This window comes from Coleofasciculus sp. H7-2 (assembly GCF_042747725.1).
Lineage (GTDB): Bacteria > Cyanobacteriota > Cyanobacteriia > Cyanobacteriales > FACHB-T130 > FACHB-T130.
Genome location: NZ_JBHZGO010000073.1, coordinates 154,620 through 169,757, shown reverse-complemented (window position 1 = coordinate 169,757; position 15,138 = coordinate 154,620). Strand labels below are relative to the sequence as shown.

Sequence of the window (15,138 nt, the reverse complement as noted above, 5' to 3'; positions counted from 1 at the left end):
TTGCCCCTCTCCCCCCCACCACCCACCCAAAACTTTCCACACCCCCATCTTCCGCTCCACCCCAAGCCCCTCCTCCCTCCTCCCTCCTCAGTCCTAACTCCTCCCTCCTCAGTCCTCAGTCCTCAGTCCTAACTCCTCCCTCCTCCCTCCTCAGTCCTCAGTCCTCAGTCCTTACGACAGCACCATCTTCCACTTCTCACCAAGCCACTCCTCCCTCCTCCCTCCTCAGTCCTAACTCCTCCCTCCTCAGTCCTCAGTCCTCAGTCCTAACTCCTCCCTCCTCCCTCCTCCCTCCTCAGTCCTCAGTCCTCAGTCCTCAGTCCTCAGTCCTAACTCCTCCCTCCTCCCTCCTCAAAACTTCCTCAACCCTGCCAGAATTAGGAAGAAAGCGAGACATCATTTTGACCTGTGGATTCTTTAATCGCACTGAACTTTACAGACCTTGTCTTGGCGTTAGGCATGATGGCAGTTGCCATTGGTTTATCCAGGATTCAACAACTCGGATTAGAAGGGCAATTGGCGATCGCCACTGGTCGCACTATTATCCAGCTGTTGGGCGTTGGATATGTATTAGCCTTCGTCTTCGCCTGGAAAAATCCTTGGGCAGTTTTGGCACTGTTGATGGTGATGCTGAGCATTGCCGCAATTGTTGCCCGCAATCGCATCGGCAAGAAAATTCCCCAGGTATTGCCCGTGGTGTGGGGGTCGATTTTGGTTAGTAGCGCCCTGACATTGAGTTACACCACTTTGTTGATCCTTCAGCCGCCAATTTGGTATGAACCCCAGTACCTGATTCCCTTAGCGGGAATTGTACTAGGAAATGCGATGAATGGAGCAGCGATCGCGGGTGAACGTTTGAGCAGCACCGTCAACGCCAGCCGCGCCGAAATTGAAACCCACCTGAGCTTAGGTGCAACCCCACAACAGGCTGTTGCACAGTACCGCAAAGATTCCATCCGCGCCGGTTTGATTCCCACTCTGAACCAAATGATGGTTGTCGGAGTCGTAACACTACCGGGAATTATTACAGGTCAGCTATTGAGTGGTGTTGACCCGATGAATGCTGCATCCTACCAAATCTTAATTATGTTTATGCTTGCTTTTACTAACTTAGTGACAACTTTATTAGTTACCCAAGGGCTTTGTCGCCAGTTTTTTACTAACGAAGCCCAACTCAAGAATCATTAAAAATTAAAAATTGGTTCTGTTCAAGGTTAGTTTGACTCAAATTTTGCCCCATTCTTATTACGATATGGCATCTTTGGCGTATTGGTGTGACAGATCAGGACTTACGCAAAGCTTATACATATAGCGTTTTTTCGGGTTCAATCCCCCTGTGGTTGCCCACACTATGTGGTGATGTTGCGTAAGTCCTGAGATGCAAGATGTAATCCCAATTTCCCTTGATAATCCTACACATTTGATCCCCCCAACCCCCCGCTCAATTGGGGGGCGAAGAGAAGCTTAAATGTAGCGGCAAAAAAGTGAAATGGTATAAGTCGCAACAGCTAAAACTAACCCGACATAAGGATTTGTTGGGTTAAGACAGAAAACATAACCGATACTAATTGAGGCTTTTACTCCTAGCTAACTTTGGGATACTTGTTAATCAACGAGCCATCTGGAGTGTACAGTTCAAGAGGGATACGGGCATTATCGCTAATCGCTTCCAGTGCGTCTCCTAGGGTTCGCAAATGAGCGGCTATCCCAGCTTGAGCATTAGAATCTCCCCTCAATTGTGCGGCGTTTACGGTTTGCGTCACCATCTGCATATAAGCGGGTGTCAACTGAACTCTGATTAGCTGACTGGTGACAGTGTATTCGCAGACTTTCGGCGTCCCGGCGCAGGTTTTAACAAGATCGGTACCCGCTTTTTGCAAAAGACTGGCGTACCCTAGTTGTATTTCAGCTTGCCTGAGATCGGCTTTATAAGAACTCATCAGGGAATCGCCTTGATTGTAGAAAAAAGTGCCTCTGGGAATTTTTTGAAGGTTAACAATTGCATTGCGCCAGTTCAGCACCGCTAATGTCCATTGGTTGCGCTGTTCGTAATTTTTGGCATTGCGTGCGAGGTTTTGAGCGAAATTGTAGGCGTTAGCGGCAATTTGTTCTTTGTTTTTGCGATCGCGTGCTGCTGACAATTTGGGCAGATTAGTCGCCAGCAGTTGCTGCGCCTCCGGACGGGCAGTAGTACCGACAGGAATCGCCTTGAGCCGGTTAATCGCCATCTCCCAGTTAGTTTCAGCCAACCGCCAAGTGGAGAGCGAATTAGCCACTCCTTCACGGGCTTCTGCTACCTGAAGCCCTTCTTTTGCAGCGTCGAGGTTTTTTAGCCCCTGTCGTTCGGCATTCACTCGCCCATTAATCGCGGCTAAATTTATGCGATAGTCCTTAATTTTCTGCTGAGCCAGTTGGTAGACCGTGCTATTTTTGGGCACAGGTTCCAAAAGCGCGATCGCTTCTCGCCATAGCTTCTGAATTTCTAACCATTCTGCGGCAGAATGGGGAGGATTTTGGCTCTGTCTAGCCGCCGCTGAACCTTTACTCAAAGCCATTACCAGCTGATCGAGCAATTCGGCTTGCTGAGAATTGTCATTCAATTGCTTCTGAGCTTCGGAATAAGAACCAGACCAGAATGGAATCAGCTTCAAAAGGCGGATTGCCTCTTGTTGTTTCTCTCTTGCTTCTAGTATTTCTTGCCCAGATTTTGGTCGCTGAAGGGTTGCAGATGCCTCCTGGCTCAACTCTTGTGCTGTGAGTAGCGGCGTACAGGTTCCGATGACGCAGGGACGTGTCAAAGCGTAGAGAGTGAGCAGAAACGTCAATAAACTCACCCCAGCGCTTGCCAACAGTACCGGCAGTGGCAATCGCTGTAGTTTACCAGCCAGTGAAGTCGGTGGTGCCTCGCTTTTAACCTCCTCCGGCGACTCATCCGACTCTAAAGTGAGTTCATCGGCGGGGAGGGAAGAAGATTCATCAATCGTCGGTGCTTGGGCGATTTCTGCTGCTGGCAGATCGGCATCCACCCCAATGCTGTCATCTGCCGCTGGTATATCGCTGGGGAGATTTTCCGGAATTGCCGCCTCGCGCCTCAATTTTTTGGGCGGATTTTTGACTTCTGTCGGATTTGGGATGGTCTCGACAACAACCGTCTCATCAGCGAGAGCAGTCGTTGACCTTGACACAACAGGCGGGGGGATACTGAAGGCATGGAAAGCATACGGTTGCTTTTGCCCTACTACTCTTAGATACAGCTGTACTTGGTGGGCAAATTCCGGTTGCAGACTTTTGAGAGTTTGCTCTAACGTTCTAAAGGTTTGTTGCGGGTCAGGCAGAAAATCCGCTGGGTGTTGCGTCAAAATAATTAACGCTTCCTGCGGTAAGGCACACCGAACTTGAAAGGGGATCTTCTCCGGTAATGCCGAGTAAAGGCGATTCTGTAGAATTCGCCCCAGTACCTGTAATTCACTTTCGCGGGCTACTGTTTCCATCCAGCAACACCCTCCGTTTCACTTTCTTCCATTTTGAGGCAGGACAGCTAAAAAGCTTGCTCAATTTTCTACTTTCAAGCAGAGGAATCGCATCAGTAGTGCTTGCAATAATTAAAAAATCTAAAAATCTGTCCTAGCTACAGCTAATTGGCTGTGCAAGCAAGGCTAGGGCTTACCATTAACAACTGTACGGGCACGCGGCTAAGGTGTTAGCTAGACAGAACTCAACTTATGAAGACCGATACTCCACCGCTATCTGAACAAGTCATCCTGATTACAGGAGCTTCTACTGGGATTGGCGCTGCTCTGGCGCAACTTTTAGCCACTCAGTCCCTGGGAATCCGGCTCGTCTTAGCAGCTCGAAACCAGGAAAAGTTGGAGGAAGTAGCAACTTACTGCCGCAAAGCTGGTGCTGATGTGCTGGTTGTTCCCACCGATATCTCTCAAGTTGAGCAGGCTAAAGCTTTGGCAAGTAAAACGATTGACCATTTTGGGCGCGTGGATGCCTTGGTCAATAATGCCGGATATGGACAGATGGGGCCTGTGGAGTTAATTCCATTTGAGGCAGTGCAGCAGCAGTTTCAGGTCAATTTATTTGGTCCACTTGCCTTAATTCAAGCTTTAATTCCAGTGATGCGCGATCGCGGGGGTGGACGAATTATTAATATTAGTTCCCTAGGCGGACGGCTGGCGTTTCCCTTTGGGGGATTATATAGTTCCTCTAAATTTGCCTTGGAAGGAATTAGCGACGCGCTCCGCATGGAACTAGCTGCATTTAATATCAAAGTCAGTGTGATTGAACCAGGACCAGTCAGCACGGAGTTTTTCGCTGTAGCAGCGCAACGGGTTGAGCAGGCTGTAGCAACTCCGCAAGATACACCTTACCGCGCTGCTTTTGAGCGCCTAGAAGGACTAGAGGAACGAACCAGCGGTCGAGCCTGGACTTCCGAACGGGTTGCTAAAGTGATTGCGCGATCGCTCACCGACCGTCACCCTCGTCCCCGCTACGTGGCTGCCACTGGGGGAGATATTCTGCTGTTTTTAATGAACAAAGTGTTGCCTACCAGGGCGGTTGATGCCTTCTGGCAGCGTTTCTATGGAATTGATAAAGTCGCCAAAGACTGGCAAAGTCGTCAGAAATAGGGGTAATCGGGATTGGGTAATTGTCACTCGTCATTAGTCATTAGTCTTTGGTTTGTTACTACTGCCTAATCACCAATCACTTTCTCAATTACCCATTACCCATTACCCATCCCTCATCCTTAATTGCCATTCATGGATTTACTAGAATATCAAGCTAAAGAATTATTTCGGGAGATGGGCATCCCCGTTTTGCCTTCTCAACGAATTGACCATTCCAGAGACCTGAAGGGTTTGCAAATTCCCTACCCAGTTGTCCTAAAATCGCAGGTGCGTGCTGGTGGACGGGGTAGAGCTGGTGGAATTCGGTTTGCAGAAAATACGATCGATGCGATCGCGGCGGCACGGACGATTTTTAATTTGCCGATTCTGGGTGAATATCCCCAAGTGCTGCTAGCAGAAGCAAAATACGATGTCACTCGTGAATTTTATCTAGCCGTCACCATAGACTACGTCCTTCGTCGCCCAGTGCTGCTGGGTTCCTCACAAGGAGGCATGAACTTGGAAGCGGTGATGGAGCGACTTTCGCAAGTCGTCGTTGACCAAGAATTTTCCCCCTTTTATGCCCGCCATCTGACCCTCAAAATGGGACTCCAAGGTGCCTTGATCCAGTCAGTTAGCACCGTTGTCGAAAAGATGTACCATCTGTTTGTCCAAAACGATTTGGATGGAGTGGAAATCAATCCCCTGGGTGTGAGTCCTACAGGCGAATTGATGGCTTTGGATGGCAAAATTACAGTCAATGATGCTGCCCTCAGACGCCATCCCGATTTGGCTTCTCTAGCGGCAAAAATGCCTCAATCCGATATTGCGAAGGAAACGCCTGGAGAAATTGATCCAGGTAAGTTTCTACCCATTCAGAACTGGCTGAATCGAGATGGTAATATTGGGATTCTCTGTAACGGCACCAGCTTGGCGATGGCAATGGTTGATTTGGTTTACAGCGCTGGCGGCAAGCCGAGACTTTGCCTAATTGTGGGTGAGGAGGCGAGTGGAAATTTGACACCCGCATCTTGGAGAGAACAGCTCGAACAAGCGCTGGAGCGTCTCACTCAAAATAAAAACATTAAAGTATTACTGGTTAATATTTTGGGCAGTCCCGCAGCGAGTCAGGAAGTCGTTGCAGTTATTGATGCGTATTTGCAACTAAAAGTCAATGAAATGCCAGAGCATCCGCAGCGAATGACTCGACGGGTTAGCACACCCAGTCCCAAGGACTCTCGCACCCGGATCGGCGATCGCCGACCGGAATTTCTCACCCTGCTTCCCCACTTTGTTGTCCGCTTGGCGGGTGGTCAACTCGACAAAAGCCAAGAGCCTCTAGCCGCCATGCCCGTACACTGGAGCGATAATCTGGATGACGCCGTTGACCAAGCTATTTCCCTAGCCAAAGCCGCAGCTAAAAGTAGATCCGGGACTCCCAGTACCAAACCGTGAGGCAAGCTGATTTTAGCAGTCGAGCCTTCATCCTGCTTTGCTTGGCAATAGAGTTACATTCAGGACGTTGACTCGCTCCTCTCAACCTGAATAGATATGTGGAAGGTGTTAGATACATACATTTGTAATAGACCTGATGTGCTGTTCGCGTTGCATGGAAAATAGACTTTGGTTAAAGGATCATGAAATTAACGCCAGACAGTAAAATCCTGATACAAGGCATCGCAGAACCACTTGCGTCAACCTACACTGCCCGAATGACCGCTTACGGCACTAAGGTAGTGGCTGGGGTCAGTGCTGGTCAGGGAGGGCAAACGTTGGCTGGCATTCCGGTGTTCGACCTGGTAGAGCAGGCGATACAGTCGGTCGGAGCGGTTGACATGAGCATTATCTTTGTACCGCCTTACTCGGCGCTTGATGCGGCGCTAGAAGCGATCGCCGCAGGTATCCGACAAATTATTCTGATTACGGGTGGGATTCCTCCCCTGGATATGGTTCGGCTGCTCAGAAAGGCAGAGGCGACTCAAACTCTTATCGTCGGTCCCAGCAGTTCTGGGATTATTGTTCCAGGTAAGGTTTTAGTGGGCACTCATGAAACTGAATTTTATAGTCCTGGCTCGGTGGGACTGCTCAGCCGCAGCGGCAATCTCACCTACGAAGTAGCCTGGGAAATGACACGAGCCGGTTATGGTCAGTCGATTGCCGTCAGTATTGGCAGCGAGCCGTTTGTCGGCTCTTCTGTCGTACAATGGCTGGAAATTTTGGCAGGGGATAAAAACACGAAGGTAATTGTTTTAGTTAGCCATATCGGTTTTAGTGATGAACAGGCGGCAGCAGAATACATCGTCGCAGCACTTGATAAGCCAGTAATTGTATACTTTGTAGGTCGCCTGCTTCCCCAAGAAAAACTTTTAGGTCCAGGGAATGCACTTGGTTTTTGGCGTCAGGAAGCGATGCTCACTTCTTCACAGGCTGAACTTGCCGCCGAACAGACACCTGAAAACCGAAAAATTGCCGCCTTCAAGCAAGCGAAAATTCCAATAGCAGAGCGCCCTTCCCAAATTCCAGATTTGGTGAAAAAGGCGCTCAAGAAGTAGTGCTGAGGACTGAGTGAAAGAGGGGAGAATCAGTCGCTACATTTCTCCCTCACCGAAGTGTTCTAGCGGGCGGGTAATGATGGACGATTGGCAAAGATTGCTTTGGAGGGAGATTCGCCTGCTAATCGCATCTGCCGCGTCAATTGTAAGCTTAACAATGTCGTAGCGCTCCACTGTCCCAAGATTGTCAGAAAAACGGGAATTGCGGAGGCTTCTTTTACAGCTATCCAGGGAAAGGCGGTAAGCAGCCACACACCAGAGCTTTGATAAAATGGCATCGACAGCAAGCTGAAAAAGGTTGGGGGGAATACAATCAAGGCTGTTACAGTTATGCTAGCCCAGAGCGATCGCTGCGTCTGAGCGATACCCGCCAATATCAAGATCCAGTTTAGGCTCAAGATCAAACCTAAAATAGCTGAAATCTTGTCAGAATTTTGGGGCCAAGACAGAATCCAAGCACCCCAAATTACGGTTTTAATTCCCAAATTTACTGCTACTGCTACCAGTGATGGGCTTTTTTCATCCCACAGCAAATCCTGCATTAAGTTACTCCAGAAACCTTTCCGGTTAGAAACCTTTTCCCGTCGGTAACGCGCCCAATCCTGCAAGGCTTGCCGGTGAGGGGACAAAACAGCAATTAAACCCAAAAACCACAGCAGGTTTACGGTTTCTATAATGAACAGCACTCCCCACAAAGACCCAGATTCAGCAAATCTTGCCGGATTTAAGTTGTTGTTTTGCAGACAAAATCCTAGAAGCAGTAATTCAAAGCAAGCGACTATCCAGTAACTTTGTTTTTTGCTGATAATCGTGGCGTTGGCATTAGAAAAACGCCGATTTAAAGCTTGCCAAATCCAGTAAGTCCACAAACCAAAATTTAGAATTGCAAAGGCGTCACCTAACAACAGATTACTACCAATCGGTATATAAAACCATTGCAAACTGTATCGTCCCGAATCGCTCCAATCAAAATTTGCCTGCGTAAACAGGTACACAGACGAATTAATTACGTTTAGCAAAGGCAAAGCAAATACAAAAGTTAAAAAGCTGGCTAACCAAGCTTGAAATCCGCTCAAAAATCCATAGAGTAAGGCAGCGCTGTAGAAGAAACAGTAACTAGCACCTGAGAGCAAATAAAAGCTCACCAGAAAGGAAAAAGGTACACCGGCACTAACAGCAGACCACAAATGTAATGGCAGTGCTAAGGCTACACCCAGATAAAGTAAAATAGGTACTCCCAGGATTTTCCCCGTCAAAATGCTCTGACTAGACTGGGGACTCAATCGAATGAAATTGAGGGTGCCTCGACGCTCTTCTTTGCCAAGGTCGCTGATAATCATATAGACCCCAGCGAGTAATAAAATAAGTGGCAAAATCCAATTCAAAACGCCAAATAGGGTCTGCCACCACTGCTGCCAGTCGATGATAATCTGACCTACAGCATCCAAACGGCAGTTGTAGTTGCTGTTTCTTACGCAGAAGCTGCTGTAAGTGTCATCAAGATTTAGCAGTTCGTAAAAATACATGACCAGTAGGAACTGACCAAGCAAAGAGACACCGATAGCGATCGCTAAATTGCGAGTTTTCAGGTGTCCTTTGAGTTCGCGCAGAAACTGAGGATTCCAGTCACCTAATCGCTCCATCCCAGGTAGGTTCATCGCCGTTTTCCTTTATCACAAGTTTTGAGAAAAACCCGTTTTCGAGGCAGAAAACGGGTTTTTCTAGATTTGTTTTTTTGTGTCCGCAAATTCGATTCGAGCGATCGCTTCTCTATACGCCAGTGGCAGGCAAAGAGGAACGACTGGACATCAGCGATTTCGACGCAGACTCACCCGCTTGTCGCAACTGTCGCGCTGTCTGAATACTCAACAAGCTGAACATTAGCCACTGACCCAGCACTGCCAGACCCAGGCTAGGCGCGGCAGCATCTTTGACCGCAGCCAAGGAGAAGACGGAAAACAGCCATATACCAGGCATTTTAGCGGGAGCGAGTGACAGCAAGCTGAAAATCACTGGGGGCAATATAATCAATCCAGCCACTGTACTCGCTGCCCAGAGCGATCGCTTCGGCGTCTTCATGAACAGCATTAGCTGAGCAACGCCTGCGTAAATCAAAATTAAATTTACACTCAGCAGGATGGTCGCCAGCGCCGATGCTTTATACGCACTTGCCGACCAAAGGAGTATCCAGGGCACCACGATGGTTGAAGCAATCAGCAAATTCAGCGCTACTGCTACCACTGAGGGGCTTTTGTCACCCCATACCAAATCCTGCACCAAGTTTTTCACGCGAGAAGACGTTTTCTCCCGTCGGTAACGCGCCCAATCTTGCAAGACTTGCCGGTGAGGCGACAAAGCCGCCATCAGACACAAGAACAGCGGCAGATTTAACAAGAGTAAAGCACCAAAATTATCAAACAGTCCGTTTGGTATAGATTGTGGATTTTCTGTCCGCCATTTTGGTAGGGTTAGGGCAAATCCGAGAACAGCCACTTCAAAGCAAGCTGTCAGCAAGTAACTCTGCCGCTTGCTCAGTAGAGTAGCACCGGAGTTGTGAAAGCATCGCTTCATCCCTTGCCAAAACCATAAGGTTCCCACCGCATAGTTCAGCACGCTAAAGCCGATGACATTCCAAACGCTGGCACCTAGAGGTAAGTAAAACCATTTCCAGGCTTCCAGTTGCACCATTCCCGTTGAATAGGCACTTCCTTGAGAACTGGCATCAATCAGGTATGCCAGCACAATTGAAGGAGAAAACAGATGCAGCCAATCTAGGGAATTATGGATGAGTGGGCTGCTGTTAAGGCTCATGCTAGTCATGATGCTCAGAAACATCAGCACGATGCCGCTGCCAATCCAAGATTGAAATCCACCGAGTCCACCAGCGACCAAGCCATAAAGTAAGGCGGCGCTATAGATGCAAGCGGCGCTGGCAACAACGACACCATAAAAGCCCAGAATTAGAACTAAAGGAATTTCAGCCGACAGACCCGCCAACAAATGCAAAGGAATTGCCAGACCGGCTAGGAGATAAAGTAAAATCGGCACTCCCAGCAATTTGCCGCTGAAAATACTGGTTGTAGACTGCGGACTGAGGCGAATGAAATTTAGCGTGCCGCGATTTTCTTCCCGCGATAGGTCGCTAATTAGCATATAGGTGCCAGCCACCAAGACGGTCAAGCAGCCAATAACACTCAGCCACACGAACACATCTAGCCACCACAACTGCCAGTTAATGACCAAATTGCCAAGGGAGTCTACAAGGCACCTCTGCCCATAACCAGGGCGATTGTTTAGGCAATATCTACTGTAGATATCGCCCGTACCAGTATCAACCGGCAGTTGAGTCGCTAAACTCATCAGCAGTAGCATTTGACCCATCAGCGCGATCGCTACTGCAATTAATACATTTCGGGGTTTAAGACGCCCTTTAATTTCTCGTAACAGCTGGGGATTCCCATCTCCCAGCCGGTCGCTCCAATTAATTTTCATGACTAAAAAATCTCCAAAATCAAAATTAGTGCTGAGTGAAAAATGAGCATTGTTAATAACTCAGTCCTCAGTCCTCATCCCTCAGTCCTCATCCCTCAGTCTTCATCCCTCATCCCTCAGTCTTCATCCCTCATCCCTCATCCCTCAGTCCTCATCCCTCATCCCTCATCCCTCAGTCCTGTCTTAGGATGCTTGCTGGTGTCCCAGTTTGAGGAAGATGGTTTCCAAGTCTTCCTGAGTGCAATGAAATTCGGTTAGAGGGATGCCAGATTCAACAAGCGATCGCAACAACTTAGCACAATCTTCCTGACCACCCGCAAAGTAAAGGCGCACGCGCTCTTGTCCGGTCATCACCTCCAATTCTTCGACTAAAGGATGGTTTTTCAGTTTTGATACAAGTGACTCTAGCTTACCCAACGTAGACAAGAAAATTTGCTGGCGGCTGAGGCGGCGGCGAAGTTCCTTGAGTGACGCACTTTCTACTAGAAAGCCGAGTTCCATGATGCCTACTGAAGTGCAAAGTTCCTCTAAGTCGCTGAGGACGTGTGACGAAATGACAATCGTCATCCCTGCTTCCTGCAATACCTTGATGATTTCCCGAAACTGCATCCTGGCAAGTGGATCTAATCCCGAAACGGGTTCATCCAACAGCAGCAAAATCGGTTCGTGAATAATTGTCCGCGCCAGACTCAGGCGCTGTTTCATCCCCCGCGAGAGAGTGACAATCATGCTATTGCGCTTACCCGTTAGCTGCACCAGTTCTAAAACTTCCCGCAGGCGCTGGCTGCGGTGTGGTTCTCGCAAGCGGTAGAGACGCCCAAAATAGTCTAGGTAGTCCCAGACTGTCAAATCGTCATACAGGGGGAAGTCATCGGGTAGATAGCCGAGTCGCCGCTTCAGGGTAGGGTTGCTGTGATCGCGTTGCAGGCGATCGCCATTAATATAAATTTCGCCCGTCGTTGGCTCTTCAGCCGCCGCCAACATCCGCAACAACGTTGTTTTACCGGCTCCATTCGGTCCAATTAGTCCATAGACTTCACCAGCTTTTACCTGTAAATCAATATCATTAACAGCAATATGTCGATCGAATTGCTTGGTGAGTCCACAAGTTTGAATTGCCAGTTCTTTTGCCATAGCTGCTGAGGGTTGACTATAAGATGGCTTGCTTGAGTGCTAGCGTAGCCTTTACCTACAGCATTTGCCACGAGCGTTTCTGAAATTTAAACAACATTTCAGCAGCGATTAGCGTTGTAAACCCTTAATTTGCCCCAATGCGTGATAATTTCAGTCAGATAAAGCATTTTGCTATTTGGTTCGGCTAGCAGTTTCAACAGGACTTACCCAAAGCTTATACATATAGCATTTTTTCGGGTTCAATCCCCCTGTGGTTGCCCAAGAGATGTGGTGATATTTGCGTAAGTCCTTAGCTCTGTCAATGTCGTTAGTTAAAATTCCGATTCTCTGTTCTTCCAATTCTCAAATAGCACAGATGCAATCTTTGATAATTCTCTGCGAACCTTTTTATTAATATTTTTTAATAAAACTCCCCGATATTTTTTGAACCCTTCACAATTGAGATGCATCATATCATTTGTTTAAAATTATTTAAAAAATGCTTGCAAATAAGTCTTAGATATTTTATTATTTAATATTAAGTTTTTCCGTTGCAACCACTTGATGAATTAAAAAGTGTTTGCAAAGCTAGTTAGTAAATTATCTGACATCGACCTGAGAAAATGCTGAAAAAATAGTCTTGGTATCTTGTAGGGGCGAAGGATACCATTCGGCAAGGCTTACGCCTACAAGCGGCAATTTCTCATTGTTAGTGGCATTTACTGAATGATTTGCCCTTAGATATGAATGGTGGCATAACCGAATTTTCAGACATCCTGATAATGGCTGCCCTCATCGCCTTCTTTTTTGGTGGAAAACTAGCAATCAGAGGAATTGCTGGTATACCTGCACCTATTTAGGTTTAACTGGGCAGATTGTATCTGAATCTTAAGTGTTTTTTAGGTACATTTCCCCTGTATGATTAATAACTCGCAAGAGTTTTGAACGACCTATGACACAGCAGAACTACCGTATTACCCTACTCCCTGGCGATGGCATTGGCCCTGAAATTATGGCAGTGGCGGTAGACGTGCTGAAACTTGTCGGGAAACAATTTGATATTCAGTTTGAATTTCAAGAAGCCCTCTTGGGTGGTGCGGCAATTGACGCTACGGGAGAACCGCTACCCGCCCAAACGTTAGAAAGGTGCCGCAATAGTGATGCTGTTTTACTCGCCGCTATTGGCGGTTATAAGTGGGATAACCTCCCTCGCCATCAACGCCCGGAAACTGGTTTGCTAGGACTCAGGGCTGGTCTTGGTTTATTTGCCAATTTGCGTCCAGCAAAAATCTTACCCCAGTTAGTGGATGCCTCGTCGTTGAAACGGGAAGTGGTCGAGGGCGTCGATATGATGGTGGTGCGCGAATTGACTGGGGGTATTTACTTTGGGGAACCGAGAGGGATTTTTGCTACGGAAACGGGCCAGAAGCGCGGCGTCAATACAATGGCTTATACGGAAGCAGAAATTGACCGAATTGGGCGAGTAGCCTTTGAAACAGCGCAAAAACGCAGTGGGAAGCTATGTTCGGTGGATAAATCAAATGTGCTGGAAGTGTCGCAGTTGTGGCGCGATCGCATAACTGCTCTATCTAAAGAATATCCAGATGTAGAATTGTCTCACCTCTATGTAGACGCCGCTGCCATGCAACTTCTTCGCTGGCCTAAACAATTCGACACAATTGTAACTGGTAATCTATTTGGTGATATCCTGTCTGATGCTGCCGCTATGCTTACCGGCAGTATTGGAATGTTACCTTCTGCCAGTTTAGGTGCATCTGGTCCTGGTGTCTTTGAACCCGTCCACGGTTCTGCCCCCGATATCGCTCTTCAGGATAAAGCAAATCCGCTGGCGCAGGTTCTGAGTGCAGCGATGATGCTGCGCTACGGCTTAGACCAGCCTGCTGCTGCCAATAAAATTGAGCAAGCGGTGATGCAAGTTCTGGAGCAGGGCGATCGCACGGGTGACATCATGTCTGAGGGGATGAATCTTTTAGGGTGCAGTGCAATGGGCAATGCGTTGATCCAAGCCCTAGAACAGTAGACAAGAAAATTTCATCTTCAACTGCAACAAAAATTGTTATATCTATTGCAGTAATTGCACTGGTAGATTATAGACTAGCTCAAATATCAGGGGTAGACGAGTGGTTTACACTTCACAGCAACGGTTAGAAAATCGGACGGAAAGGATAGATATCCCCGTGTTGCTAGACCCCAGCATCGTCAGAGCAGCTCGACAAATCTATCGGACTTACTCGGAAGTCCATCCAGACCGCATACAGCGCCCTCTAGGGGTGGCGATCGATCGGTATACCTATCGGGGCAAGCTGATTTTTGCAGGCAAACCGATTCTGTTGCCGCAAGAATGTTTTGTGCCTTTTAGTCAAATTGAGTCGGAAATATATTAGTTATTAGTCTAATTGTCCTTAGTCATTAGTCATGACCAACCCACTACTAATGACCAATGACTCATGACCCATGACTCGTGACTAATTGCTATGGATAACTTGATGGCGTTGCCTGCTGCGGCGATTGTCTTCGCATTGGGTGCCTCGATTGGCAGTTTTCTGAATGTGGTAATTTATCGATTGCCAGCAGGCTTATCGATTCTTTGGCCCCCTTCTCGTTGCCCCCATTGCCTGCATCGACTGGGTAAGCGTGAAAATGTCCCAATTTTAGGCTGGCTGTGGTTACGGGGGCGCTGTCGCCACTGTAGAAGCAAGATTTCCGGGCGCTATCCACTGGTAGAAGCGGCAACAGGGATGCTGTTTTTGCTAGTTTTCTTGACGTTTGGAGTCTCAATGCAAACGCTAGGATACTGGGCTTTTTTCAGCTGGCTTTTAACACTATCGCTGATCGATTTAGACACAATGACGTTGCCCAATCCACTCACTCAAACGGGATTAATTTTGGGTTTAGTGTTTCAGGCGATCGCCGGTTTTCTGCCAGCAGCAAGTTGGGCGGAAAGTGCAAATCATTTGATGTCAGGCATTGTGGGTGGTGTAGTCGGAATTTGGTTGTTTGACATCATTGCTTTTGGGGGAGCGATCGCTTTTGGGCGAGCAGCAATGGGTGGAGGAGATGCTAAACTGGCGGCAATGATGGGAGCCTGGTTGGGCTGGAAGAATTTGCTACTGGCTGGGTTTTTGGCTTGTGCAGTGGGAGCCTTTGCCGGTGGGGGCGCGATCGCGCTTGGCTGGCACCAGAGGCACCGACCCATGCCCTTTGGTCCCTTTCTGGCACTGGGAGCGCTCTTAGCCACTTTTTGGGGAGAGGCGATTTGGTCTGCTTACCTGCAACTCTTTTTCCCCCTCAGTTAACCCATTCCCCCTGCCCTGATTTACCGCAATACTGCCGTATTGTAAGATATT

Annotated in this window: 12 protein-coding genes; 8 read left to right on the top strand and 4 right to left on the bottom strand. The window is 48.1% G+C overall.

The window, feature by feature from the left end; translation table 11 throughout:
• Window positions 1–459 precede the first annotated feature (459 nt).
• Window positions 460–1,188: an ABC transporter permease gene (locus tag ACFW2W_RS15085; protein ID WP_378179492.1), complete on the top strand. Its 729-nt coding sequence runs from the start codon at window positions 460–462 to the stop codon at window positions 1,186–1,188.
• Between the two features lie 395 nt (window positions 1,189–1,583).
• Here ACFW2W_RS15085 and ACFW2W_RS15080 read toward each other — a convergent pair whose 3' ends face one another.
• A complete protein-coding gene (locus ACFW2W_RS15080) occupies window positions 1,584–3,491 on the bottom strand; it encodes a hypothetical protein (RefSeq protein ID WP_378179490.1) in 1,908 nt (635 codons plus the stop codon).
• 231 nt (window positions 3,492–3,722) lie between these two features.
• On the opposite strand from ACFW2W_RS15080, the gene ACFW2W_RS15075 reads away from it, so the two are divergent.
• The 3 genes from ACFW2W_RS15075 to ACFW2W_RS15065 all read left to right on the top strand — a co-directional run bounded on the left by ACFW2W_RS15075 (window position 3,723) and on the right by ACFW2W_RS15065 (window position 7,165).
• Complete coding sequence (locus ACFW2W_RS15075; RefSeq protein WP_378179488.1) at window positions 3,723–4,634, top strand: SDR family NAD(P)-dependent oxidoreductase; 912 nt, start codon at window positions 3,723–3,725, stop codon at window positions 4,632–4,634.
• Window positions 4,635–4,766: 132 nt separating this feature from the next.
• Window positions 4,767–6,068, top strand: a complete 1,302-nt coding sequence (locus tag ACFW2W_RS15070) for an ATP-grasp domain-containing protein (protein ID WP_378179486.1) — start codon at window positions 4,767–4,769, stop codon at window positions 6,066–6,068.
• A 182-nt stretch (window positions 6,069–6,250) separates the two neighbouring features.
• Window positions 6,251–7,165: a CoA-binding protein gene (locus tag ACFW2W_RS15065; RefSeq protein ID WP_378179484.1), complete on the top strand. Its 915-nt coding sequence runs from the start codon at window positions 6,251–6,253 to the stop codon at window positions 7,163–7,165.
• A gap of 62 nt (window positions 7,166–7,227) precedes the next feature.
• Here the strand turns inward: ACFW2W_RS15065 and ACFW2W_RS15060 are convergent, their stop codons facing one another.
• Window positions 7,228–8,823, bottom strand: a complete 1,596-nt coding sequence (locus ACFW2W_RS15060) for a hypothetical protein (protein WP_378179482.1) — start codon at window positions 8,821–8,823, stop codon at window positions 7,228–7,230.
• A 112-nt stretch (window positions 8,824–8,935) separates the two neighbouring features.
• On the bottom strand, window positions 8,936–10,657 hold the full coding sequence (locus ACFW2W_RS15055; protein ID WP_378179480.1) for an ABC transporter permease: 1,722 nt from the start codon (window positions 10,655–10,657) through the stop codon (window positions 8,936–8,938).
• A 49-nt stretch (window positions 10,658–10,706) separates the two neighbouring features.
• On the opposite strand from ACFW2W_RS15055, the gene ACFW2W_RS15050 reads away from it, so the two are divergent.
• On the top strand, window positions 10,707–10,844 hold the full coding sequence (locus ACFW2W_RS15050) for a hypothetical protein (protein WP_378179478.1): 138 nt from the start codon (window positions 10,707–10,709) through the stop codon (window positions 10,842–10,844).
• Here the strand turns inward: ACFW2W_RS15050 and ACFW2W_RS15045 are convergent.
• Window positions 10,841–11,791 (bottom strand): ABC transporter ATP-binding protein, encoded by a 951-nt coding sequence (locus tag ACFW2W_RS15045; RefSeq protein WP_378179476.1) that lies wholly within the window; start codon window positions 11,789–11,791, stop codon window positions 10,841–10,843. The two genes, ACFW2W_RS15050 and ACFW2W_RS15045, sit on opposite strands and share 4 nt — an antisense overlap.
• Window positions 11,792–12,722: 931 nt before the next feature.
• Here ACFW2W_RS15045 and leuB point away from each other — a divergent pair.
• From leuB to ACFW2W_RS15030, 3 genes are all read left to right on the top strand, one after another.
• On the top strand, window positions 12,723–13,811 hold the full coding sequence (leuB, locus tag ACFW2W_RS15040) for a 3-isopropylmalate dehydrogenase (protein ID WP_378179474.1): 1,089 nt from the start codon (window positions 12,723–12,725) through the stop codon (window positions 13,809–13,811).
• Between the two features lie 100 nt (window positions 13,812–13,911).
• Entirely contained in the window at window positions 13,912–14,175 is a 264-nt protein-coding gene (locus ACFW2W_RS15035; protein WP_378179471.1) for a hypothetical protein, read from the top strand.
• 90 nt (window positions 14,176–14,265) lie between these two features.
• Window positions 14,266–15,087 (top strand): prepilin peptidase, encoded by an 822-nt coding sequence (locus ACFW2W_RS15030; RefSeq protein ID WP_378179469.1) that lies wholly within the window; start codon window positions 14,266–14,268, stop codon window positions 15,085–15,087.
• Window positions 15,088–15,138: the final 51 nt, after the last annotated feature.

Excerpts from the sequence above, each read along its gene's own strand:
- ACFW2W_RS15085 (WP_378179492.1), top strand. The coding sequence starts at position 460 with ATGATGGCAGTTGCCATTGGTTTATCCAGGATTCAACAACTCGGATTA.
- ACFW2W_RS15080 (WP_378179490.1), bottom strand. The coding sequence starts at position 3,491 with ATGGAAACAGTAGCCCGCGAAAGTGAATTACAGGTACTGGGGCGAATT.
- ACFW2W_RS15075 (WP_378179488.1), top strand. The coding sequence starts at position 3,723 with ATGAAGACCGATACTCCACCGCTATCTGAACAAGTCATCCTGATTACA.
- ACFW2W_RS15070 (WP_378179486.1), top strand. The coding sequence starts at position 4,767 with ATGGATTTACTAGAATATCAAGCTAAAGAATTATTTCGGGAGATGGGC.
- ACFW2W_RS15065 (WP_378179484.1), top strand. The coding sequence starts at position 6,251 with ATGAAATTAACGCCAGACAGTAAAATCCTGATACAAGGCATCGCAGAA.
- ACFW2W_RS15060 (WP_378179482.1), bottom strand. The coding sequence starts at position 8,823 with ATGAACCTACCTGGGATGGAGCGATTAGGTGACTGGAATCCTCAGTTT.
- ACFW2W_RS15055 (WP_378179480.1), bottom strand. The coding sequence starts at position 10,657 with ATGAAAATTAATTGGAGCGACCGGCTGGGAGATGGGAATCCCCAGCTG.
- ACFW2W_RS15045 (WP_378179476.1), bottom strand. The coding sequence starts at position 11,791 with ATGGCAAAAGAACTGGCAATTCAAACTTGTGGACTCACCAAGCAATTC.
- leuB (WP_378179474.1), top strand. The coding sequence starts at position 12,723 with ATGACACAGCAGAACTACCGTATTACCCTACTCCCTGGCGATGGCATT.
- ACFW2W_RS15030 (WP_378179469.1), top strand. The coding sequence starts at position 14,266 with ATGGATAACTTGATGGCGTTGCCTGCTGCGGCGATTGTCTTCGCATTG.